Below are 20,862 nucleotides of genomic sequence, written 5' to 3' on the forward strand. Positions count from 1 at the left end.
GCTAGGCTTGCGCGCATGAAGCGCCGGATCCCGCTCGCCCTGCTGTCCCTCGGCCTCGCCGCTTCGGCGCAGGCCCAGCCCGGACCGCGACCGATTCGCCCGCTCGCCAACCCGAGCGCGCTGATAGCGGCGGACATCGCCTTCTCGCGGCTCGCACAGGACAAGGGCAAGACCCGCGCCTTCGCCGAAACCGCGGACAAGGACGCCGAGATGTTCGCGCCCCGCCGCCTTGCCGTGGCCGAATGGCTCAAGCGCAAGAAAGCGGACGCGCCGCTCAAGTGGCAGCCGCACGGCGCCTGGGTCAGCTGCGATGGCAGCGCCGGCGTGACGCGGGGCGGCTGGCAATCGACCGGGGCGAGCGGCTGGTACACGACGGTGTGGCAGCAGCAGAAGAAGGGCGACTACAAGTGGGTGCTCGACCAGGGCGACACGACCGCCAAGCCGGTGGAAGCGCCCGACTTCCTCGAAGGCCGCATCGCCGATTGCCCCGCCCGGCCACACCGTCCCGACAGTGAAGACCGCAGGCGCCAGTCGCAACCCGGCGACAAGGACCAGCCGCTGCCGCCGCTCGCTGGCCCGGTTCCGCAACTTGCCGCGCCTGCAGGTTCGGATGCGAAGGACGGGCGCTCGCGCGACGGTACGCTCGCCTGGCGCTCGATCGTCCTGCCCGACGGCGCGCGTGATTTCACCGTCTGGCTGTGGAAGGACGGCGCAATGACCGCGGTGATCGAAACCCACGCCGACGCGCCGAAGGCGGCCGGCTGATGCTCCAGCTGTTCGTCTCCGCCTTCGTCACGCTGTTCGTGGTGATCGACCCGCCGGGCTGCGCGCCGATCTATGCCGGACTCACCGCCAATGCGAGCGCGCGCCAGGCCTTCTCGATGGCCTTGCGCGCCTGCCTGATCGCCACCGGCATCCTGCTGGTGTTCGCGCTGTTCGGCGAGGACCTGCTGGGGGCCTTGCACATCGAGCTCGACAGCTTCCGCATCGCCGGTGGCATCATGCTGTTCCTGATCGCGCTCGACATGGTGTTCGAAAAGCGCACCGAACGCCGCGAGGAGCGCGCCGAGAAAGTCCGCGCCGCGCAACCGCAGGTCGAGGACGTGTCGGTCTTCCCGATGGCCATGCCGATGCTCGCCGGGCCAGGCTCGATCGCCTCGGTCATGCTGCTGACGGCGCGGGCCAAGGGCATCGAGGAGACCTGCGTGATCCTTGCCGCGCTCGTCGTGGTGATGGTGTTGAGCTTCCTCGCGCTCGTCGCCGCGCGGCCGATCATCCGCGTGCTCGGCGCGCAGGTCGAGGCGGTGGTCACCCGCCTGCTCGGCGTGTTGCTGGCGGCGCTCGCGGCGCAGTTCGTGATCGACGGGATCCAGGCGCAGTTCTGATCCCGGGGCGCCTGTCCCGTAACGGTGCAGCCGAGGGCGCAGCGACGGGAACCGGGATGACGGCTCGACCATTTGGCGATACCCCGGCGCAATGCGTTGGATGTTCGTCATGTTGAACCCGATCGAAACCCGGATGAGCCGCCACCGCGCGATGCGCGTGCAGCTGATGCTCCTCGGAGTCGCCATGCTTCTGGCGATCCCTGCCGGTGCGGTCTTCGCGCAGGCGCAGATGGCGCCCTACACGCTGGTCGAAAGCGGCCAGCGCTTCGGCACCTTGCAGCAGGCGGTCAATGCGGTGGGCGAGGGATCGGGCACGATCTCGATCGCGCCGGGCGTCTGGCGCGACTGCGCGGTGCAGACTGCGGGCGATGTCGCCTACGTCGCCGAGGCTCCGGGCAAGGTCGCGTTCGACGGGCAGGTCTGCGAGGGCAAGGCGGCGCTGGTGATGCGCGGCCGCTCGATGCGGGTCGAAGGGGTCACCTTCCGCAACTTGCGCGTGCCCGAAGGCAACGGCGCCGGAATCCGGCTCGAGCACGGCGACCTCACCGTGCGGCAGGCCTGGTTCAAGGACAGCGAGGAAGGCATCCTCTCGGCCGAGGACCCCACCGGCAGCGTGCTGATCGAAAAGTCGACCTTTTCCCGTCTCGGCCGCTGCGATCGCGGCCTGTCCTGCGCCCACTCGGTCTATTTTGGCAACTATGGCAACGTCGTGATCCGCCGCAGCCGTTTCGAGGAGGGCCGCGGCGGCCACTACGTCAAGAGCCACGCGGCGCGGATCGAAGTGGTCGATTCGAGCTTCGACGACAGCCGGGGCAAGACGACCAACTACATGATCGACCTGTCGGTCGGCGCGACCGGCCTGATCGCGGGCAACTGGTTCGTGCAGGGGCAGGACAAGGAAAATTACAGCGCCTTCATCGCCAACGGCGCCGAAGGGCACAAGAACTCGGCCAACGGGCTGACGATCCGCGACAACGTCGCGCGCCTGGCGCCCGGGGTCGATCGCAACACGGTGTTCTTCGCCGACTGGACCGGCGATGCCACGAAGCTCGGCGCCAATTCGCTCGGATCGGGTCTCAAGTCCTTCGAAAAGCGCTGAAAAGCTTGGCTTTGGCCGAAGCCGTAGCTAGATCGACGCGGTGATCCGCCGCCGCTCCTTCCGCCTTTGGGCCCTGCTCGCGATGCTTGTCGTCGTGCTCCTGGCGCTGGCGCCGGGAAGCGGGGGTCTCTCGCTGCGCTCGGGCTCGGCGTTTAGCGCGGACACCGTCGAGGTCGCGATCGCGCCGGCCCGCAGGGCGATTGCCGCCAGCGTCGCCACCCTGCCGACGCCGCCACCCTCCCTGCCGCCCGTTGTTGTCGCGCCGGTCGCGCTGCTTCCCGTGCTCGCCGCGCCATGGCTACCGAAGCCGCAGCCGACCGCGCCGCCGCGCCGCGATGCGGCGCTGGCGCAGGTCCTTGCACCGCGCGCACCGCCACGGCCCTGAAACGCGTTACCGCCCCGCACCGCCCGGTGCGCCGCAGATGCCTTTCAGGAATGCTTGCCATGAACGAACTCGATGCGAGCGCCGTCGCGCTCGCCCGCCGCGCGCACGTCGAAGCGCTGCTCGCCGCCTATCCCGACGTCACCCCTGCCGAACATGCGCTCCTGCTCGGCTGGTTCCGCAAGGAAGCCAGCGCGCTCGACATCGGCATGGTCGCGAGCAACCCCGACATCGCGCGGGGCTATCGCCTGTTCCGTGAAAACCACGTGGACCGCTTCACTCTTGCCGATCTGGGCAAGGCGCTCGCCTTTGCGGGCGTGGTCGTCGCCCTGTGCGCGCTGATGCTGTTCCGCGCCTTCTGAGCAGGTTGGGGGGAAAGGTGCGCCCGCGCCTTTCCCCTCAGCGCAGGATGTGGCCGCTGCGGTCGCGCTTGGTCGCGAGGTAGCGTTCGTTGTGCGGGTTCGCCGGCAACTGGTGCGCAACGCGTTCGATCACGTCGACGCCGACCGCCTGCAGCGCCGCGACCTTGGCCGGGTTGTTGGTCATCAGCCGGACCCGCGACACGCCGAGCAGGTCGAGCATCCGCGCCGCGACCGGGAAGTCGCGCGCTTCGCTCGGCAGGCCGAGCCGCTCGTTGGCGTCGACCGTGTCGAACCCCTGGTCCTGCAGTTCGTAGGCGCGCAGCTTGTTGATGAGCCCGATCCCGCGCCCTTCCTGGCGCAGGTAGAGCAGCACGCCCCAGCCGCCGTTGTCCCGCGCTTCCGCCGCCATGGCGCGCAGCGCGGCGTCGAGCTGCGGGCCGCAATCGCACTTGAGGCTGCCGAGGATGTCGCCGGTCAGGCACTCGCTGTGCAGCCGCACCAGCGGCGGCCGGTCCCCGCGCTGTTCGCCGATCACCAGCGCGACGTGTTCGCGCAAGTCGTCGCGGGCGCGGAAGGCGACGATCTGCGCTTCCTCGCAGGCATCGACCGGAAGCCGCGCGCGGGCCTGGATGGTGAGGTTGAGCGGGTCCTTGAACGCCGCCAGATCCTCTGCCGTCACCGTGGCGGCGATCTCCGCCCCGCTCGCGACGAGGAAGGCGGGGAGGATCCCGGCGAGCCGCGCCAGCTCCATCGCCGCCACCGCGGCATCGTGCGCCCCGATCGCCTCGGCGCGGAAGGGGCCGCGCAACGGATGGGCGAGATCGAGCGCCGGATCGGCGAGCTCGCGCGCGGCGTCGAGGGTGAACGGCTCGGCGCCATGGATCATCACGGGCGCTTCGGGCACGGCCGCCTCGCGCTGGTTGGTGAGCTTGAGCGTGGCGGCCCGCGCGGCCGAGATCAGCAGGCGCTCGGCGGCAAGCCCGGTCTGCGCAAAGCCGGTTTCGGCCGCGAGCAGATCGAGCGCGCCGCCTTCGCCGTGGACGCGGATGGCCCAGCCGTGGCGCAGCGCATCGAGCGCGCGCGCGACGACGCGCGTCTCGCTCAAAGCGCCAGCTCCGTCACCAGCGGCACGTGGTCCGAGGGCTGGTCCCAGCGACGCGTCTCCTCGACGAAGCGATGCGACACCGACTGCGCCGCCACTTGCGGCGAGGCCCACATGTGGTCGAGCCGGCGGCCCTGGTCCTTCTGCCGCCAGTAGGAGCGATAGGACCACCACGAATAGTTGCGTTCTGGCGCCGGGATATGCTTGCGCCCGAGATCGATCCAGCCGTGCGCATCGGCGAAGCGCTGCAGCGTCTCGACCTCCACCGGGGTGTGGCTGACCACCTTGAGCAGCGCCTTGTGGTCGTAGACGTCGCAATCGAGCGGGGCGATGTTGAAGTCGCCGACAATCAGCGTCGGCTTGTCGAGCTTGTCCGCCCAGCGCGTCATCCGTTCGAGGAAATCGAGCTTCTGGCCGAACTTCACGTTCACTTCGCGGTCGGCAATGTCGCCGCCGGCGGGGATGTAGACGTTCTCGACGATCAGGCCCTGTCCGCGACCGGTCAATTCCACCCCGACGTGGCGTGCCTCGCCATTGTCCTGCCAGTCGTGGCGGCCGATCTCGCGGAAGGGGATCCGGCTGACCGTGGCGACGCCGTGGTAGCCCTTCTGCCCGTGCACCGCGCGGTGGGTGTAGCCGAGCTTTTCGAAGACATCGTGCGGGAACAGCGATTCGGCGGTCTTGATCTCCTGCAGGCAGAGCACGTCTGGCGATTCCTGCGCGAGGAAGCGTTCGACCTGGTCGGCGCGCAGGCGGACCGAATTGATGTTCCAGGTGGCGACCGAGACCGTGGGGGAAACCATGGGCGCGGCTTTAGGGGCGATGCTCGCTGCTCGTCAAACCACAATGGCGGAGCGCGCCAAAGGAAAACCCTCGTCCCGGGGGCATTGGGACGAGGGTTCCATGTGCGTTCGTCACGCTTGACAAGCGGCTGGATGGAGACCGGGCAACAGGGGGGAGACCCGCCTCGACCGTCTTGTCGAGAGCCTCTCTAGGCCGCCGCCGCTTGCTGGCCGATGAACGCAACTGTCAGGATTTTCGCAAGTTGTCGCAAGTGGCGAACACTGCTGCGACGATCGGACCTTCCGGACCGGTGAGCGGAGCGGCCTAGTGACGAACCTGCGGACGCGGGTCGTTCCAGCGGAAGGTGCTGTCGGGCACCGCGATGCCGTACTGCTGGTTCGACAGCCGCACGGTCGTGCGCTTGGCCTGCGAATCGAGCGCGACCCACGAATCGAGCTGCCAGCCGCCCGGTGCACCCGGGTTGCGGGTCATCACCAGCGTGATCGTGCCGTATTCGGGGTGCCGGGGATCCTTGACGGTCACGCTCAGCACGTCGGGGTGCGCGGTCGGATTGAGCGTGGCGAAGCGGGCGACGTCCTTGTTCGGATCGAGCAGCGCGCCCAGCGGGCTGTTGCGGATCGGCCAGCGCTGGACCTGGCGCACTTCGTAGTCGATCATGGTCAGCGCGCTGCCGTCCGAAACGATCAGGAAGGGCACGCCCTTCTGGTACTGAAAGCGGATGCGGCCCGGGCGCTTGAGCGTCATCGTGCCGGTCACGCTCTGCCCGCCACGGTCGGTCTGGACGAAGTCGGCGCGCATCGTGGTGATGGCGCGCAGCGCGGTCACCGCCTGGTCGACCTGCGGGCTGCGCGCGGCTTGCGCCACTGCGGGCGCCGGAAACGCGAGAAGGCCTGCGGCCGGAAGGGCGAGGGCCATGCCGGCGGCAGCCGGCGCGCGGAAGTATCTGAGGATCGTGTTCATCGCCGCTCCTTGTCGTGCCGGCGTTGAACTCCCCCTTAACCCGGGGGTTCCGAAAAAGGCGCGGGGCCGGGCGGGTTCGCCAGCCGCCGCTGCGCCTTACTTGATCTTCGCTTCCTTGAACTCGACGTGCTTGCGCACGACGGGATCGTACTTGCGGAAGGTCATCTTCTCGGTCGTGTTGCGCGGGTTCTTCTTGGTGACGTAGAAGAAGCCGGTGTCGGCGGTCGAGACCAGACGGATCTTGACGGTGGTGGGCTTGGCCATTGCTCGAATCCTGAAACGAAAGCGGCGGCGCGTCGCCACGCCGCCATCACAGGGCGCGGGCGTTGGGGGAGAATCGGGGCAAAGTCAAGGGGCGGGATAGGGACGAAGCGGCGCAAGCAGGCCAAATCGCTCTTTGCCGGGCGCGCCGTCGAGCGGGGGCAGCTCGAGCGGCGGCACCTCGACCTGCGTGTCGGGCAGGCGATCGAGCAGGTGGCGGATTAGGGTCAGCCGGCCGCGACGCTGGTCGTTGAAGTCGACCAGCGTCCACGGCGCATGCGCGGTGTGGGTGGCGGCCAGCATGACCTCGCGCGCCTGGGTGTAGTCGTCGTAGTGGCGACGCGCCTCGAGATCGATCGGCGAAAGCTTCCAGCGCTTCATCGGGTCGTCGCGGCGTTCGGCAAAGCGCCGTTCCTGTTCGGCCTGGTCGCAGCACAGCCAGTACTTGAACAGGAAGATGCCGTCGTCGGTCAGCAGTTTCTCGAACACCGGCGCCTGGGCAAGGAAGGCGCGCACCTGGTCCTCTGCGGCATAGCCCATGACCCGTTCGACGCCGGCGCGATTGTACCACGAGCGGTCGAACAGGACGATCTCGCCCGCACAGGGAAGATGCGGCACGTAGCGCTGGAAGTACCATTGCCCCTGCTCGCGCTCGGTCGGCTTCGACAGCGCCACGGTGCGCACCTGCCGGGGATTGAGCCGGTCGGAGATGGCGTTGATCACGCCGGTCTTGCCGGCGGTGTCGCGCCCCTCGAGCAGGATCGCGACCCGTGCGCCGGTGGTCTGCGCCCAGCGCGCCATCGCCGAGAGTTCCTCCTGCAGCGGTTCGAGCAGCTCTTCGTAGTCCTTGCGCCTGAGCTCGGTCATCGGCAGCCTTTCGCGAAATCACCGAGGGTTGTTTGCACCATTCGCGTTCCGGTGTAAAAAGTTGCGATGGAAACCGGTTTGGATCTGACCGGGCAGGCCTTCGAACGGCTGCCCGACCCTTCGAGCGAGGTGTTCACCGCGCCGCTCAAGCGGCCGCCGCACGTCGGCGAGGATTGGCTCGAGCCGGCGCAGCGGGTCTATGGGGCGGACGAACACGCGGTGTGGGACGACCTGTTCGCCCGGCAGATGGAGGTGCTGCCCGGGCGCGCGGCGAGCGCGTTCCTGGCCGGGCTCGACAAGCTCGACCTCGGACGCGGCGGCGTGCCGGAATTCGCGCGGCTGTCGCGCGATCTCGGCCGCCTGACCGGGTGGAGCGTGGTGCCGGTGCCGATGCTGATTCCCGATCACGTGTTCTTCTGGCACCTGGCCAACCGTCGCTTTCCGGCAGGCAACTTCATCCGCACCCGCGCCGCCTTCGACTACATCGAGGAGCCTGACGTGTTCCACGACGTGTTCGGGCACGTGCCGATGCTGGCCGATCCGACGTATGCCGACTACATGCAGGCCTATGGCCGGGCCGGATGGAAGGCGATGCGCTACAATCGCCTCAAGGCGCTCGGCGCGCTCTACTGGTACACCGTCGAATTCGGGCTGATCGAGGAAGCGGGCGGCTTGCGCGCCTATGGCGCGGGCATCCTGTCTGGGCCGAGCGAGGCGGTCTTCGCGCTCGAGGCGCGTTCGCCCAACCGTATCTACCTCAACGTCGACCGGGTGATGCGCACGGACTACGTGATCGACGACCTGCAGCCGACCTATTTCGTGATCGAGAGCCTGGCGGACCTCTACCACCAGACGGTGGAGCGCGACTTCGACCGGCTCTACCGCGGGCTGGGGCCGGGCTTCACCTACGCCAACACCGCGGTCATCGACATCGACAACGTCCACAGCCGCGGCACGCTCGAATACCACCTGCGCGGCGGTCGCAAGTCCGGGGCACGGCCGGTGTAACGCGAAAACGGCGCCCGGGGCTGCCCGGACGCCGCTCGCGAACCCGAAAACGATGGGGTCCCGGGCGATCAGCCCGGGGTCTTGTCCATCTTGTCGGCGTTGTCTTCCATCTTGTCGGCCTTGGCCTCGCCCGAGGCGCGCACGGCGTCGGCCTGCTTCTCCATGGCGTCTTCCGAGGCGCCGCCCATCTTGTCGGCGGTGGCGTCCATCGCGTCGGCGGTCGCATCGGCCGACTGGCGCACGGCGTCGGCCTGGTCCTCGGCGGCGTTCTCCTTGGCGGAATCGCAGGCGGCGAGGCTGAGGCCCAGCGCGGCAACCGACGCGATCATCGCGCCCTTGATCAAGCTCTTCATGGCATTGTCCCCTTCTGAAAGAAGGGCGGCCACTTGGACCGCCCCTTGTTGGTGATGCGTGGGTTGCGGATCAGCGAACCGCGCCGCGACGGACGAGGTTGACGATCGCGAGCAGGATCACGGCGCCGAGGAACGAGACGATCAGGCTGCCGGCCGAGATGCCGTCGGTGATCGAACCGCCACCGATCAGCGGCGCGAGCAGGAAGCCGCCGAGCAGCGCGCCGACAATGCCGACCACGATGTTCAGGAAGATGCCCTGCTGGGCGTCGGTGCGCATGACGATGCTGGCGAGCCAGCCGAGGATGCCGCCGACGACGAGAAGAATGATAAGGCCCATGGTGATAATCCCTTCGAAATGCTGTCTTTCCCGCAAAACCGGGAGGACGGCCTTTGGTTCCGAAGGTGCGACGAGCCGTTGCGGGCGTTGCTTGCCGCTACTTGAACTCTACTTGGGCGCGACTCAGGCGTGAACTCAGGCGACGAGCAGCCACGCCCCCGCGCCGAGGCCGAGCGCGATGCGATACCACGCGAACGGGGTGAAGCCGCGACGGCTGACATAGGCGACGAACAGCTTGATCACCGCGAGCGCGACCACGAACGCGACGAAGGCGCCGATCGCGATCTCGCTCCAGCCGACCCCGGTGGTGCCTGCGGCAAGCGCATGGCGCTGGCCGAGCAGTTCGATGGTGCTCGCCCCGAGCATCGTCGGGATCGCGAGGAAGAACGAGAACTCGGCCGCAGTGCGGCGCTCGATGCCCATGGCGAGCGCCCCCATGATCGTCGCGCCCGAGCGGCTCATGCCCGGGATCATCGCGAGGCACTGGACGAAGCCGACGCCGATCGCCTGGCGCAGCGGCAACTGGCCGATGCCCGAGGGGCCGCCGCCCCTGGCGAAGCGCTCGACCACGAGGATGCCGACGCCGCCGACGATCAGCGCGGCGCAGACCACCAGCGGGCTGCCGAGCAGGCCCTCGATCTGGTGCTTGAAGATCAGGCCGATCACCGCCGCCGGCATGAACGCGGCAAGCAGGTTGCGCACGAAGCGCAAGCTGAGCGGCTCGAGCCGGACAAGTCCCATGCCCACCGCCCAGAACGTGCGCCAGTACTGGACTACCACCGCGAGGATCGCGCCGAGCTGGATCACCACGTTGAACAGCGCCCATTGGGCGGCGTCGTAGCCGAACAGCTCGGTCGCGAGGATCAGGTGGCCCGTCGAGGAGACCGGCAGGAACTCGGTCAGGCCCTCGACGATGCCGAGAAGAACCGCGGTAATGGTGGTGCTGTCCATGGGCGCATGGAGTTGCCGCAGTGCAGCAGGGTGTCAAGGGCGGCAGCCGGGCCGCCGCCCTTAAATTTCCGTCATCCTGTCGACGGCGCCGTGCTTACCAGATGCGCAGGCGCTGCTCGGGCGGCAGGTAGAGCTTGTCGCCCGGCGTGACGTCGAAGGCCTTGTACCATTCGTCGAAGTTGCGGACGATGCCGTTGATCCGGTACTGCGCCGGCGAGTGCGGGTCGGTGACGAGGTACTGGCGCGCGGTCTCGTCGCGGATCGCCTGGCGCCAGACCTGGGCGAAGGCCATGAAGAAGCGCTGGTCGCCGGTCAGGCCGTCGATCACCGGCGCAGGCTTGCCGCCGAGCGAGAGCTTGTAGGCGCGGTAGGCAAGGCTGAGGCCGCCGAGGTCGCCGATGTTCTCGCCCATAGTCAGCTGGCCGTTGACGCAGGCCTTGCCGCCCACGCTGTTCTCGTCGAACGGGCAGTAGGCATCGTATTGCTTGCCGAGCCGCGCGGTCAGCGCCTCGAAGGCGGCGCGGTCCTTGTCGGTCCACCAGTCGCGCATGTTGCCCTTGCCGTCGTAGGCGGCGCCCTGGTCGTCGAAGCCGTGGCCCATCTCGTGCCCGATCACCGCGCCGATCGCGCCGTAGTTGACCGCCGGGTCCGCCTTGAGGTTGAAGAACGGCGGCTGGAGGATCGCGGCCGGGAACACGATCTCGTTGTAGGTCGGGTTGTAGTAGGCGTTGATCGTCTCAGGCAGCATGCCCCACTCGCTGCGGTCGACGTCCTGGCCGACGCGCGCGGCCTCGAACCGGCTTTCCCAGTCCTGCGCGGCGATGGCGTTGGCGAGCGGGGTCGCAGGCGACACGGTCAGCCCGGCGTAGTCCTTGTAGGTGGCCGGCATGCCGATCTTGGGCGTGAACGCGTCGAGCTTGGCTTGGGCTTCCTTTCTCGTCTCCGGGCCCATCCACTTGAGGTCGGCGAGGTTGGCGGCCATCGCCTTGCGCAAGTTGGCCACGAGTTCGTCCATCGCCACCTTGTTCTCGGGCGGGAAGTAGCGCTCGGCATAGAGCTTGCCCAGCTGCTCGCCGACCTGACCTTCGACCGCGCGGATCGCGCGCTTCCAGCGCGGCAGCTGCGCCTTCTGCCCGGCCAGCACGGTGCCGTAGAAGGCGAAGCGCGCATCGTCGATCGGCTTAGGCAGGACGCCGGCATAGGAGGCGAGGAACTGGGTCGCGAGCCAGGCCCGCCACGTCTCGACCGGCTCGCTGCGCACCAGTTGCGCCAGCGCCGGCACGCCGCCGCCGCCGAGCTTCGCCGCCATGTCGGCAGTGTACTTCACCGCGGCGAGCTTCTCGGGCGAAGGCGGCATCTGCGCGACGACCGCCCCCTGCGCCTTGGCAAGGCCCATGTCGGCGAGCATCGCATCGACCGGCAGGCCCGGCAGGGCCCGCGCGAAGTCGGCCCGGCCGATCTTGGTGTAGGTCAGCGCCGGATTGCGCGAAAGCGCGCGGTCCCAGTGGGCGAGCGCCATCTTCTTCTCGAGCGCATAGACGGCGTCCGCGGTCTTCGCAGGGTCGGCATACCCCGCCTGGCCCAGCGCGAAGCGCAGCCACTCCATGTACTTTTCGCGCACCAGCAGGTTGCGCGGGTTGTCGACGAGATAGAAATCGCGATCGGGCAGGCCGAGGCTGCCGGTGCCCATGTAGAGGATGTAGTGATCGCTGTCCTGCTCGTCGGCGGTCACGTAGAAGCTGATCGGCGAGGCGATGCCGGGCATGGCGAACAGCCGGGCGAGGTCGTCGCTGGTCCGCGCAGCGGCGATCCGGTCGAGCCAGGGCTTCGCCGGCGCGAGGCCGGCGGCATCGATCGCCGCGGTATCGAGGTAGGCCGCATACGTCGCGGCGATCTTGCCTTCGGGCGTCGCCGGGTCGGGCTTCCTGGCGGCGAGTTCGTCGAGGATGCCCTTGATGCGCTCCTGCGACAGGTCGTCGAGCACGTTGAACGAGCCGTAGCGGGTCTTGTCAGCGGGCATGACGAAGCTCGACTGCCACTTGCCGTTGACGAAGGCGTTGAAGTCGTCGCCCGGCTTCACGCTGCGGTCGACGTACTGCAACTGGATTCCCGCGCCGGGGAACACGCGGCTCATCAGCGGGGCGGCCATCGGCGCAGGTGTGCTCGCGGGCGAGGGGGCGGCAGGCGCATCCGCAGACGCGGCGCGGCTTTGCGCCGGCTGGGCATGAAGGGCGGGCGCAAGCAGCGAAAGCGCCGACACGGTGACGAGGAATGCAGGAAGCCTGGGCATCTTGGAGCTGTTCCGTTCCGGTTACATCTGAGACCGGATCGACTTTAGCGCCTTGACGCGCGGTGAACAGCCATCCTTGCGGGCGAGGCCGGACAGTTCATGTCGTTCGACAGGTCGGGTGTGCGGTTGGTCGATTCAGGCCTCGGCGCCTTCGAACTGCAATCGGGCGAGGCGCGCGTAGAGCCCGTCCTGCGCCGAAAGGCTCGCGTGCGTGCCCTGTTCGGCAATGCGGCCCTGGTCCATCACCACGATCCTGTCGGCCTGGCGCACGGTGGCGAAGCGGTGGGCGATCACCAGCGTGGTACGCGTGCGCATCAGCCGGTCGAGCGCCTGCTGGACCAGCCGCTCGCTTTCGGCGTCGAGTGCGCTGGTCGCCTCGTCGAGCAGCAGGATCGGCGCATCGCGCAGCAGCGCCCGGGCAATCGCGATGCGCTGGCGCTGCCCGCCCGACAGGCGCGCGCCGTCCTCGCCAAGGAAGGTGTCGAGCCCTTGCGGCAGCGCGCGCAGGAAGCTCTCGGCATTGGCGTCGCGCGCCGCCTGCCAGATCTGCTCGTCGCTGGCGTCCCAGTTGCCGTAGCGCAGGTTGTCGCGGGCGGACGCGGCGAACAGCACGCCGTCCTGCGGCACCAGCGCCATGCGGGCGCGCACCTCGGCGGGGTCGGCCTGCGCCAGCGGCACGCCGTCGATCCGCACGGTGCCGCCCTGCGGGTCGTAGAAGCGCTCGGCAAGCTGGAACAGCGTCGACTTGCCCGCGCCCGACGGGCCGACGATGGCCACGGTCTCGCCCGGCTCGACGGTCAGCGAGAAGTCTTCGAGCGCAGCAAGTTCGGGTCGGCTGGGATAGCGGAAGGTGACGTTCTGGAAGGCGAGCTGGCCGCGCGGCGGGCTCGGCAGCGCGATCGGGCGGGCGGGCGGCGCGATGTCGGGCTGTTCGAGCAGCAGCTCGTTGAGCCGCATCGCCGCCCCCGCCCCGCGCACGAGATCGCCGTAGACCTCGGTCAACGCGCCGAACGCCCCGGCGACGATGCCGCCGGTCAGCACGAATGCAGCGATCGTCCCCCCGCTGATGTGGCCTGCGGCGACCGCCAGCGCACCCTGCCACATCAGCACGGTCAGCGCGCCGAAAATGAGGAAGATGACGATCGCGGTCATCACCGCGCGGATGCGGATGCGGCGTTGCGCGGCGGCGAAGGTGCGCTCGACCGCGCCGGAAAAGCGCTGCGCCTCGCGCGATTCCTGGCCGAAGGCCTGGACCACCCGCATCGCCGCCAGCACTTCGGCGATCATCACCCCGATGTCGGCGACGCGATCCTGGCTCGAACGCGAGGCGTTGCGCAGCCGCGCGCCGAAGAACATGATCGGCCCGATCACCACCGGGATGCCGACGAGCAGGCCCGCCGTGAGCCCGGGCGCCAGCGCGAACAGGTAGACGATGCCGGCGACCGCGGTGAGGATGTTGCGCAGGGCGACCGAGACGCTGGTGCCGACCACCTGCTCGATGATCGCGGTGTCCGAGGTCATCCGCGACGAGATTTCCTTGGGGCTGTTGGTCTCGAAGAACGAGGGTGGCAGGCGCAGGAGGTTCTTCTGCACATTGAGCCTGAGGTCCGCGACCACGCGCTCGCCGATCCACGAGACGAAGTAGAACCGCACCGCGGTGCCCAGCCCGAGCAGGATCACGATCAGCGCCAGCATGCGGAACGAACCGTTGATCGTGCTCGCATTGGCGCCCGGCCCGAAGGCCTTGTCGATGATCGCCTTGAAGCTTGCCGGGATCGCGATGGTGGAGCCCGAGGTGACGAGGAGCGCACCGAGCGCCAGCAGCACCTGCGTCGGATAGTTCAGCGCCTGGCGCCAGACCATGCGCAAGGGGGTGAGGCTGCGCCGCGCGGGCGCCTGCGGTTGTGGCGAAGCCGGGTCGCCCTTTGATACCTCGTCCATCCCGCTCGCCTAGCCGATGCGGTGCCGCTCCGAAAGGGGAACCAAAAGGGCAACCCGCGCGACCTCGCCCTTTGCTGCATTGCACAACGCGGCGAAAGGGCGCATCTTGGGTGGCAAACGAATCCCTCCGGCAGCGCGCCGGAAGCCGAAAGGTGTCGCAGGTGCTTTACAAGGCTTATGAAATCCAGCGCTCGCTGCTCAATGCGGGCAGCGCCTGGGCGTCGATGACCGCCGATCTTCTCAACGATCCGCGCTCGCCCTTCGCCGGGCTCGGCCCCACGCAGATGATGGCCTCGGCGCTCGACGTCTTCGCCCACGCCACGGCGCCGCGCGGCAAGCCCGCCTTCGGCATCAAGACGATCCAGCTCGACGGCGCGATCCATGCGGTCAGCGAATCGACCGAGCTGCAGAAGCCGTTCGGCAAGCTCAAGAAGTTCACCCATGCCGGGCTTCCCGCCGATGCGCCGCGACTGCTGATCGTCGCCCCGATGAGCGGGCACTTCGCCACGCTGCTGCGCGGCACGGTCGAGCGTATGCTCGAACGCTGCGTCGTCTACATCACCGACTGGGCGGACGCCAAGTTCGTGCCGCTGGCCGACGGGTCGTTCGATCTCGACGACTACATCGACTATCTTGTCGAGTTCCTCGAGCACATCGGCCCGGGCGCGCACGCGATGGCGGTCTGCCAGCCCTCGGTGCCGATGTTCGCGGCAACGGCGGTGATGGCGGCGGCCGAGCATCCGTGCCGCCCGGTGACGCTGACGATGATGGGCGGGCCGATCGACACGCGCGAGAGCCCGACCGCAGTCAACGACCACGCGATCACCAAGCCCTACGTCTGGTTCAAGCACAACGTCATCACCGAAGTGCCGAGCAACTATCCGGGCGAGGGGCGCCGCGTCTATCCGGGGTTCGTGCAGCTGACCAGCTTCATGTCGATGAACCTCGGCAGCCACATGATGAGCCATTACAAGCTGTTCCAGCACATGGTGCAGGGCGCCGACGAAAGCGCCGAGGCGACCAAGGCGTTCTACGACGAATATCGCGCGGTCTGCGACCTGCCGGCCGAGTTCTATCTCCAGACCGTCGATGTCGTGTTCCAGCAGCATCTGCTGCCCAAGGGCGAGTTCGTCCACCGCGGTACGCCGGTCGATCTCGCCGCGATCAAGGACACCGCGATCCTGTGCATCGAGGGCGAGAAGGACGACATCTCGGGGATCGGCCAGACCAAGGCGGCGCTGAAGGTGACGCCGAACCTGCCCGACGACATGAAGCAGTACCACATGGCGCCCGAAGTCGGGCACTACGGAATCTTCAACGGCAGCCGCTGGCGCACGCGCATCGCCCCGGTGGTGGATGCCTGGATCGCCAAGTTCGAAAAGAAGGCCAGGGCGCGCAAGCTGACCGTGGTCGCCTGATCGCTCCGTCCCGGACGGGGGCGCGCTTCGTCGCGCAACCACCGTGCGGGGCGCCTTGGCGAGGAACTGCAATCGCGCGCGGCGCTTCCGGCTGTGACAGCCAAGGAGTGCGCCGATGGGGCAGCAGGAACAGTTCATGCCGGAGCGCGACGACGCTCCGGTTACCGCCGCCAAGGATCTCGATTCGGATCGCGCGCTGCTCGCCGAGGCGGTGACGATCAATCGCGATCCCGATGACGTCTACGCCTTCTGGCGCGACCCGACCAACCTCGTGCAGGTGATGGAGAACGTCGCCGCAATCGAGCGGATCGACGACCGGCGCTCGCGCTGGACGGTCAAGGGTCCGGGCGGCAAGGACGTCTGCTGGGTGTCGGTCATCACCCACGACGTGCCCGGCGAAGAACTCACCTGGCAATCGGAGGAAGGGGCCCAGGTCGCCAACAGCGGCAAGGTCGAGTTCCGCGATGCCGGTCCGCGCGGCACGGTGGTCCGCGCGGTCATCGCCTACGATCCTCCCGGCGGCGCCATCGGCCAGCTGATCGCCAAGCTGTTCCAGCGCGAGCCGCGAATTCAGACCCGGCGCGACCTGCACCGGCTCAAGCAATTCCTCGAAACCGGCGAGCTCGCGACGTCCGCACGCAATCGGCGCATCCACGAAGAGCGCTACGGCGACGAGTCCCAGGCGGAGAAGCAGGCATGAAGGCGATTACCTGGCACGGCAAGCACGACGTCCGTCTCGACAGCGTCGACGATCCTGAAATCCTCAATCCGCGCGATGCGATCATCCGGGTGACCTCGACCGCGATCTGCGGTTCGGACCTGCACCTCTACGACGGCTATGTGCCGACGATGGAGAAGGGCGACGTGCTCGGCCATGAATTCATGGGCGAAGTCGTCGAGATCGGGCCGAAGTCCACGCTCAAGGTGGGCCAGCGCGTGGTCGTTCCGTTCCCGATCGCCTGCGGCAGCTGTTACCACTGCTCGAAGCAGCAGTACTCGGGCTGCGAGAACGCCAACCCGGCGGACACGCAGGACATCGGCCGCGAAGGCATGGGCATGCCGATGAGCGGGATCTTCGGCTACAGCCACATGACCGGCGGATATTCGGGCGGGCAGGCGGAATATGTCCGCGTGCCGTTCTCCGACTTCGGACCGTTGGTCATCCCCGACGACAGCATCGAGGACGACAAGGTTCTGTTCCTTAGCGACATCCTGCCGACCGGCTGGATGGCGGCCGAGAATGCCGAGATTGAACCCGGCGACACGGTCGCGGTGTGGGGCTGCGGACCGGTCGGGTTATTCGCGGTGCAGTCGGCCTTCCTGATGGGCGCCGAGCGGGTGATCGCGATCGACCACTTCCCCCACCGCCTGGCGCTGGCCAAGCAGTTCGGCGCCGAAGTGCTCAACTACGAACAGAGCAAGATCTACGAAGCGCTGTGGGACATGACCGGCGGCATCGGTCCCGACGCCACCATCGACTGCGTCGGGCTCGAATCGCACGGTGCCTTCGCCGACAACATCTGGGACCAGATCAAGGTATCGACCTTCATGGCGACCGATCGCCCCCACGTGATCCGCCAGGCGATCATGGCGACGCGCAAGGGCGGGCGGGTATCGATGCCCGGCGTCTATGCGGGCTTTGTCGACAAGTTTCCGCTGGGCGCGTTCATGGAGAAGGGGTTGACGCTCAAGACCGGGCAGACCCACGTCCACAAGTACCTGCGCCCGCTGTACACCGCGATCGCCGAGGGGAAGATCGATTCGACCTTCCTCATCAGCCACCGCATGGGGCTCGACGAGGGACCCGAAGGCTACAAGCACTTCAAGGAAGAGCAGGACACCTACACCAAGATCGTGCTCAAGCCCGGGATGGCGGCGACCACGGCCGCCTGACCGGCGCTCAGACGAAGAACTGGGTGATCCACTCGCAGATCAGGGCAGGCTTGTCCTGCCCTTCGATCTCGACCGTGATCTCCATCGTCTGCTGCCACTGGCCGGGGCGCTTCTCGTCGAGCTCGAGCAGCTTGAACACCCCGCGGATGCGCTTGCCCGAGCGCACCGGCGATAGGAAGCGCGTCTTGTTGCCCCCGTAATTGACGCCCATCTTCACCCCCTCTGGGCGCGGGCAGTCGCTCTCCATCGTCAGCAGCGGGATCAGCGACAGCGTGAGGAAGCCGTGGGCTATCGTGCCGCCGAACGGGGTGTCCTTGGCGCGCTCGGGATCGACGTGGATGAACTGGAAGTCCCCGGTCGCCTCGGCGAACTGGTTGATGCGCTCCTGCGTCACCTCGACCCAGCTTGACGTTCCGACCACCTCGCCCACGCGGGCCTTGATCTCGGCTGCAGGAATGAACTTGGTCATGTCGCTCTCCATGTTCTGCTTTGGCGACAGTCATGGCGGCTCGCGGGCTCACCGGCAAGTGATTGCTTAACCGGCCGGTTAAGTCGTGGCAGGCTCCGATCGGCGCGCCGGCCGGAACGGCATCGGCGCGGCGCGGCGCACGCGTCCGATATAGGCCGACAGCCCGCACTGCAGCCCGACCAGCATGTAGCAGAAGGGCTGGAACGCGATCCCGACGAAGGCGCCGCCGACGAGGTAGACGATCTGCGCCTGTTGCAGGGCATCGGCGAGCGGCGTGACCCAGGCAAAGCCCTCGGGCGGGTCCTTGGCGTACTGGCGGCGGATCACCTCCATGTGCAGCACCCCCATCAGGTGCAGCAGCAGCCACAGGCCAAGGCCGGGATAGCCCTGTTCGCCGAGCATCTCGAAGTAGCTCGAATGATAGGCGCGGCCGCGCTCCTCGATCCGCTCGGTCTCGATCACCGCGTTGTTCTCGCCGGCGTAGTCGGCCTTTTCGGTGTCGTAGGAGACCGCGTTCTGGCGGAACGCATCGAAGCCGCCGCCGAAGGGGTGGTCCTTGGCGAACTCGATCGTCCACTTCCATACCGCGACGCGGGTCGAGGCCGACTGGTCGGCCTTGTGGTTCTTGATCGTGCTCATCCGCTCGTTGAAGCTCGAGGGGAGCAGCGGCAGCGCGATCATCGCGCCAGCGCCCAGCAGCGAGACGTAGAGCAGCCGTCGCCTGGTGCTCCGCAGCATCATCACCAGCAGCACGCCGAAGCACACGAGCCCGGTGCGCGCCTGCGTTCCGACCGGCATCAGCACGCAGGCGAAGCACAGCGCCAGGGCATAGCCGCGGACCAGCCAGCCGGGCCTGAAGATCGTGCCGTGCTGCATCAGCCACAGCGCCAGCGGGATCACGCAGATCGCCACGGTCGAGATGATCGAGCCTTCGTAGAGCCCGGTGTTGTCGTTCACCAGCAGCTTGAGCTCGCCGTAGCCGCCGCCCGAGGCGAGCGTCTTGATCCCGCCGCCGATCACGATCACCGAAACCGACAGCACCATGACCAGCGCCAGCGCCTCGATCCGCAGCCGCGTGCGCAAGGTCAGCGGCAGGAACAGCGCGAAGACCAGCGCCTTCCACACCCAGCCCCACTTGTCGGCCGCCTCGACCGGGAAATCGGCGGTCCGGGTGGTCAGCCCGCAATAGATCAGCAGCAACAGCAGCACGAACTGGCGCGGCGACAGGCGGATGCCGTTCTTGTCCTCCGCCACCATCCAGGCGCCGAACGCGCAGCAGAACGCGATCAGCGAGATGGGCACGCTTTGCAGGAAGCCCCAGGTGACCTTCTGCGGGGCGACGATGTCGATGTAGGCATAGGCCAGCACGAACAGGAACGGGCGGCGCACGCCGGCGAGCAGGAAGGCGCTGACGAAGGCGGTGAGGAACAGATTGAGCACGCGCTAGCGCTCGCGCCGGTCCGCGCGGTGGGCACGGCGCCAGGCGATGGTCTGGCGCGGCAGCGCGGGGTCCTCGTCGAGATCGTCGCGGTGGAGCAGGCGCCACACGGCAAGGCCCATCAGCGCATGGGGCAGCAGGACGGTGAAAATGTCGATCATCGTCTCGGCCCTTGCGACAGACTGGCGGGCCTGCGCATAATGGATCGAGGTTGACGGCCCATTAAGGCCTTTCTTGGCATCGGATCCCGCATGACCCGTGTGCTCCACGTTCTCGACCACGGCCTGCCGCTGCACAGCGGGTACACCTTCCGTACCCGCGCGATTCTCAAGGCGCAGCAGCGGCTCGGGCTGGTGGTCGAGGGGGTAACCGGGCGCCGTCACAATGTCGAGACGGGCGAGCGCAATCCGCCGCCGGTGGAGGAGGTCGACGGCATCCGGTTCCATCGCACGCAGGGCCTGCCGCAGGGCCTGCCGCTGCTGCGCGAGCTGGATGAAGTGCGCGCGCTGGGCGAGCACATCGTCGCGGTGGCGCGCGAGTTCGGCGCGGACCTGCTCCATGCCCATTCGCCGGCGCTGTGCGGACTCGCCGCGGCGCACGCTGCGCGTGTCCTGCGGATCCCGCTGGTCTACGAGATCCGCGCGTTCTGGGAGGATGCGGCGGTCGGCAATCTGACCGGCCGCGAAGGCTCGTTGAAGTACCGTCTCACGCGTGCGCTCGAGGACCGGGCGGTCGCGCGCGCCGGTGCGGTGGTGACGATCTGCGAGGGCCTGCGCGCCGATCTCGTCTCGCGCGGGGTTCCCCCGGGGAAACTCTCGGTCATGCCCAATGGCGTCGATCTCGGCCTGTTCGGTGATCCGCCACCGCGCGATCCCGCGCTGGCCGAGGCGCTCGGTCTCGGCGACGGGCCGGTGATCGGCTTTGTCGGCAGCTTCTATCCCTACGAGGGCCTCGACGACCTCGTCGCCGCCATGCCCGCGATCCTCGCGGCGGTTCCGCAGGCGCGCCTGCTGCTCGTCGGCGGCGGTCCGGCCGCCGAAGCGGTGCGGGCGCTCGCAGCGGCATCGGGTGCGGCCGGCGCGATCCATTTCGTCGATCGCGTTCCGCACCACGAAGTCGAACGCTATTACGCGCTGGTCGACGTGGCCTGCTATCCGCGCAAGGCGATGCGACTGACCGAACTGGTCACGCCGCTCAAGCCGCTCGAGGCGATGGCGCAGCGCAAGCTGGTGGCGGCGAGCAGTGTCGGGGGCCATCGCGAGCTGATCGAGGACGGCGTCACGGGAACGCTGTTCGCCCCGGACGACCCGGCGGCGCTGGCGGCGGCGCTGGTCGATCTGTTGCAGCGGCGCGATGTCTGGCCGGTGCGGCGCGAGCGCGCGCTTGCCTTCGTCCGGACCGCCCACGATTGGGCGCGCAACGTTGCGCGTTATCGCACCGTTTACCAGATTGCGTTAGGACAAGATGCTGAAGTCGCGGCAATCTCGACGTCAGGACGAGAGCTTCCGCTTCGCGAATCGAGCATGACCTGAGACGTCGGGG

The 20,862-nt window shown here is 68.1% G+C and carries 23 protein-coding genes; 10 read left to right on the forward strand and 13 right to left on the reverse strand.

From position 1 onward, the window contains the following. The first annotated feature begins 15 nt into the window (after positions 1-15). The 5 genes from K3A85_RS15780 (at position 16) to K3A85_RS15800 (ending at position 3,228) form a co-directional block, all read left to right on the forward strand. The gene (locus K3A85_RS15780; protein ID WP_225207492.1) at positions 16-765 is read left to right on the forward strand and encodes a hypothetical protein; all 750 of its coding nucleotides are present in this window, start codon (positions 16-18) and stop codon (positions 763-765) included. Beyond that, the gene (locus K3A85_RS15785) at positions 765-1,385 is read left to right on the forward strand and encodes a MarC family protein (RefSeq protein WP_225207493.1); all 621 of its coding nucleotides are present in this window, start codon (positions 765-767) and stop codon (positions 1,383-1,385) included. The genes K3A85_RS15780 and K3A85_RS15785 overlap by 1 nt, the downstream gene beginning before the upstream one ends. A gap of 151 nt (positions 1,386-1,536) precedes the next feature. Beyond that, entirely contained in the window at positions 1,537-2,484 is a 948-nt protein-coding gene (locus K3A85_RS15790) for a right-handed parallel beta-helix repeat-containing protein (RefSeq protein ID WP_404822968.1), read from the forward strand. 40 nt (positions 2,485-2,524) lie between these two features. Further along, a complete protein-coding gene (locus K3A85_RS15795; protein ID WP_225207495.1) occupies positions 2,525-2,869 on the forward strand; it encodes a hypothetical protein in 345 nt (114 codons plus the stop codon). Between the two features lie 59 nt (positions 2,870-2,928). Further along, positions 2,929-3,228, forward strand: coding sequence for a hypothetical protein (locus K3A85_RS15800; RefSeq protein WP_225207496.1), 300 nt, complete (start codon positions 2,929-2,931; stop codon positions 3,226-3,228). Positions 3,229-3,265: 37 nt separating this feature from the next. Here K3A85_RS15800 and ribA read toward each other — a convergent pair whose 3' ends face one another. From ribA to ppk2, 5 genes are all read right to left on the reverse strand, one after another. Beyond that, positions 3,266-4,333, reverse strand: a complete 1,068-nt coding sequence (ribA, locus tag K3A85_RS15805) for a GTP cyclohydrolase II (protein ID WP_225207497.1) — start codon at positions 4,331-4,333, stop codon at positions 3,266-3,268. Then, on the reverse strand, positions 4,330-5,133 hold the full coding sequence (locus K3A85_RS15810) for an exodeoxyribonuclease III (protein WP_225207498.1): 804 nt from the start codon (positions 5,131-5,133) through the stop codon (positions 4,330-4,332). The genes ribA and K3A85_RS15810 overlap by 4 nt, the downstream gene beginning before the upstream one ends. A gap of 304 nt (positions 5,134-5,437) precedes the next feature. Next, positions 5,438-6,094 carry a LolA family protein gene (locus K3A85_RS15815; RefSeq protein ID WP_225207499.1) on the reverse strand — a complete coding sequence of 219 codons (657 nt, stop codon included), beginning with the start codon at positions 6,092-6,094 and terminating at the stop codon, positions 5,438-5,440. 96 nt (positions 6,095-6,190) lie between these two features. Continuing rightward, complete coding sequence (gene rpmG / locus K3A85_RS15820; protein WP_011446825.1) at positions 6,191-6,358, reverse strand: 50S ribosomal protein L33; 168 nt, start codon at positions 6,356-6,358, stop codon at positions 6,191-6,193. 84 nt (positions 6,359-6,442) lie between these two features. Further along, complete coding sequence (gene ppk2, locus K3A85_RS15825) at positions 6,443-7,222, reverse strand: polyphosphate kinase 2 (protein ID WP_225207500.1); 780 nt, start codon at positions 7,220-7,222, stop codon at positions 6,443-6,445. Positions 7,223-7,288: 66 nt separating this feature from the next. Between ppk2 and phhA the strand changes: the two genes are divergently transcribed. Further along, positions 7,289-8,230, forward strand: a complete 942-nt coding sequence (gene phhA, locus K3A85_RS15830) for a phenylalanine 4-monooxygenase (RefSeq protein ID WP_225207501.1) — start codon at positions 7,289-7,291, stop codon at positions 8,228-8,230. Positions 8,231-8,298: 68 nt separating this feature from the next. On the opposite strand, the gene K3A85_RS15835 is transcribed toward phhA, so the two are convergent. The 5 genes from K3A85_RS15835 to K3A85_RS15855 all read right to left on the reverse strand — a co-directional run bounded on the left by K3A85_RS15835 (position 8,299) and on the right by K3A85_RS15855 (position 14,102). Further along, positions 8,299-8,583: a hypothetical protein gene (locus tag K3A85_RS15835; protein WP_225207502.1), complete on the reverse strand. Its 285-nt coding sequence runs from the start codon at positions 8,581-8,583 to the stop codon at positions 8,299-8,301. Between the two features lie 70 nt (positions 8,584-8,653). Beyond that, positions 8,654-8,920 (reverse strand): GlsB/YeaQ/YmgE family stress response membrane protein, encoded by a 267-nt coding sequence (locus K3A85_RS15840; protein WP_169494559.1) that lies wholly within the window; start codon positions 8,918-8,920, stop codon positions 8,654-8,656. A 135-nt stretch (positions 8,921-9,055) separates the two neighbouring features. Then, a complete protein-coding gene (locus K3A85_RS15845; RefSeq protein WP_225207503.1) occupies positions 9,056-9,871 on the reverse strand; it encodes an undecaprenyl-diphosphate phosphatase in 816 nt (271 codons plus the stop codon). A gap of 94 nt (positions 9,872-9,965) precedes the next feature. Then, positions 9,966-12,161: a M13 family metallopeptidase gene (locus K3A85_RS15850; protein ID WP_225207504.1), complete on the reverse strand. Its 2,196-nt coding sequence runs from the start codon at positions 12,159-12,161 to the stop codon at positions 9,966-9,968. A gap of 135 nt (positions 12,162-12,296) precedes the next feature. Then, positions 12,297-14,102 carry an ABC transporter transmembrane domain-containing protein gene (locus tag K3A85_RS15855; RefSeq protein ID WP_225207505.1) on the reverse strand — a complete coding sequence of 602 codons (1,806 nt, stop codon included), beginning with the start codon at positions 14,100-14,102 and terminating at the stop codon, positions 12,297-12,299. Between the two features lie 161 nt (positions 14,103-14,263). On the opposite strand from K3A85_RS15855, the gene K3A85_RS15860 reads away from it, so the two are divergent. From K3A85_RS15860 to K3A85_RS15870, 3 genes are all read left to right on the forward strand, one after another. Beyond that, positions 14,264-15,520, forward strand: coding sequence for a polyhydroxyalkanoate depolymerase (locus tag K3A85_RS15860; protein WP_225207572.1), 1,257 nt, complete (start codon positions 14,264-14,266; stop codon positions 15,518-15,520). 115 nt (positions 15,521-15,635) lie between these two features. Next, positions 15,636-16,220 (forward strand): SRPBCC family protein, encoded by a 585-nt coding sequence (locus tag K3A85_RS15865; protein ID WP_225207506.1) that lies wholly within the window; start codon positions 15,636-15,638, stop codon positions 16,218-16,220. Beyond that, positions 16,217-17,413, forward strand: a complete 1,197-nt coding sequence (locus K3A85_RS15870; RefSeq protein ID WP_225207507.1) for a zinc-dependent alcohol dehydrogenase — start codon at positions 16,217-16,219, stop codon at positions 17,411-17,413. The genes K3A85_RS15865 and K3A85_RS15870 overlap by 4 nt, the downstream gene beginning before the upstream one ends. 7 nt (positions 17,414-17,420) lie before the next feature. Here the strand turns inward: K3A85_RS15870 and K3A85_RS15875 are convergent, their stop codons facing one another. The 3 genes from K3A85_RS15875 to K3A85_RS15885 all read right to left on the reverse strand — a co-directional run bounded on the left by K3A85_RS15875 (position 17,421) and on the right by K3A85_RS15885 (position 19,481). After that, positions 17,421-17,882: a MaoC family dehydratase gene (locus tag K3A85_RS15875; protein ID WP_225207508.1), complete on the reverse strand. Its 462-nt coding sequence runs from the start codon at positions 17,880-17,882 to the stop codon at positions 17,421-17,423. Positions 17,883-17,960: 78 nt separating this feature from the next. Beyond that, entirely contained in the window at positions 17,961-19,322 is a 1,362-nt protein-coding gene (locus K3A85_RS15880; protein ID WP_225207509.1) for a putative O-glycosylation ligase, exosortase A system-associated, read from the reverse strand. 3 nt (positions 19,323-19,325) lie between these two features. After that, positions 19,326-19,481 (reverse strand): hypothetical protein, encoded by a 156-nt coding sequence (locus K3A85_RS15885; protein WP_225207510.1) that lies wholly within the window; start codon positions 19,479-19,481, stop codon positions 19,326-19,328. A 90-nt stretch (positions 19,482-19,571) separates the two neighbouring features. On the opposite strand from K3A85_RS15885, the gene K3A85_RS15890 reads away from it, so the two are divergent. After that, a complete protein-coding gene (locus tag K3A85_RS15890; protein WP_225207511.1) occupies positions 19,572-20,852 on the forward strand; it encodes a TIGR04063 family PEP-CTERM/XrtA system glycosyltransferase in 1,281 nt (426 codons plus the stop codon). The last annotated feature ends 10 nt before the right edge of the window (positions 20,853-20,862 follow it).

This window comes from Novosphingobium huizhouense, assembly GCF_020179475.1.
GTDB lineage: Bacteria > Pseudomonadota > Alphaproteobacteria > Sphingomonadales > Sphingomonadaceae > Novosphingobium > Novosphingobium huizhouense.

Bases quoted from the DNA above. Each gene is read 5' to 3' on its own strand.
- K3A85_RS15870 (WP_225207507.1), top strand. From the start codon at position 16,217: ATGAAGGCGATTACCTGGCACGGCAAGCACGACGTCCGTCTCGACAGC.
- K3A85_RS15785 (WP_225207493.1), top strand. From the start codon at position 765: ATGCTCCAGCTGTTCGTCTCCGCCTTCGTCACGCTGTTCGTGGTGATC.
- ppk2 (WP_225207500.1), bottom strand. From the start codon at position 7,222: ATGACCGAGCTCAGGCGCAAGGACTACGAAGAGCTGCTCGAACCGCTG.
- K3A85_RS15840 (WP_169494559.1), bottom strand. From the start codon at position 8,920: ATGGGCCTTATCATTCTTCTCGTCGTCGGCGGCATCCTCGGCTGGCTC.
- K3A85_RS15815 (WP_225207499.1), bottom strand. From the start codon at position 6,094: ATGAACACGATCCTCAGATACTTCCGCGCGCCGGCTGCCGCCGGCATG.
- K3A85_RS15890 (WP_225207511.1), top strand. From the start codon at position 19,572: ATGACCCGTGTGCTCCACGTTCTCGACCACGGCCTGCCGCTGCACAGC.
- K3A85_RS15800 (WP_225207496.1), top strand. From the start codon at position 2,929: ATGAACGAACTCGATGCGAGCGCCGTCGCGCTCGCCCGCCGCGCGCAC.
- K3A85_RS15885 (WP_225207510.1), bottom strand. From the start codon at position 19,481: ATGATCGACATTTTCACCGTCCTGCTGCCCCATGCGCTGATGGGCCTT.
- K3A85_RS15865 (WP_225207506.1), top strand. From the start codon at position 15,636: ATGGGGCAGCAGGAACAGTTCATGCCGGAGCGCGACGACGCTCCGGTT.
- phhA (WP_225207501.1), top strand. From the start codon at position 7,289: ATGGAAACCGGTTTGGATCTGACCGGGCAGGCCTTCGAACGGCTGCCC.
- K3A85_RS15780 (WP_225207492.1), top strand. From the start codon at position 16: ATGAAGCGCCGGATCCCGCTCGCCCTGCTGTCCCTCGGCCTCGCCGCT.
- K3A85_RS15875 (WP_225207508.1), bottom strand. From the start codon at position 17,882: ATGACCAAGTTCATTCCTGCAGCCGAGATCAAGGCCCGCGTGGGCGAG.
- K3A85_RS15855 (WP_225207505.1), bottom strand. From the start codon at position 14,102: ATGGACGAGGTATCAAAGGGCGACCCGGCTTCGCCACAACCGCAGGCG.
- rpmG (WP_011446825.1), bottom strand. From the start codon at position 6,358: ATGGCCAAGCCCACCACCGTCAAGATCCGTCTGGTCTCGACCGCCGAC.
- K3A85_RS15810 (WP_225207498.1), bottom strand. From the start codon at position 5,133: ATGGTTTCCCCCACGGTCTCGGTCGCCACCTGGAACATCAATTCGGTC.
- K3A85_RS15850 (WP_225207504.1), bottom strand. From the start codon at position 12,161: ATGCCCAGGCTTCCTGCATTCCTCGTCACCGTGTCGGCGCTTTCGCTG.
- K3A85_RS15845 (WP_225207503.1), bottom strand. From the start codon at position 9,871: ATGGACAGCACCACCATTACCGCGGTTCTTCTCGGCATCGTCGAGGGC.
- K3A85_RS15835 (WP_225207502.1), bottom strand. From the start codon at position 8,583: ATGAAGAGCTTGATCAAGGGCGCGATGATCGCGTCGGTTGCCGCGCTG.
- K3A85_RS15790 (WP_404822968.1), top strand. From the start codon at position 1,537: ATGCGCGTGCAGCTGATGCTCCTCGGAGTCGCCATGCTTCTGGCGATC.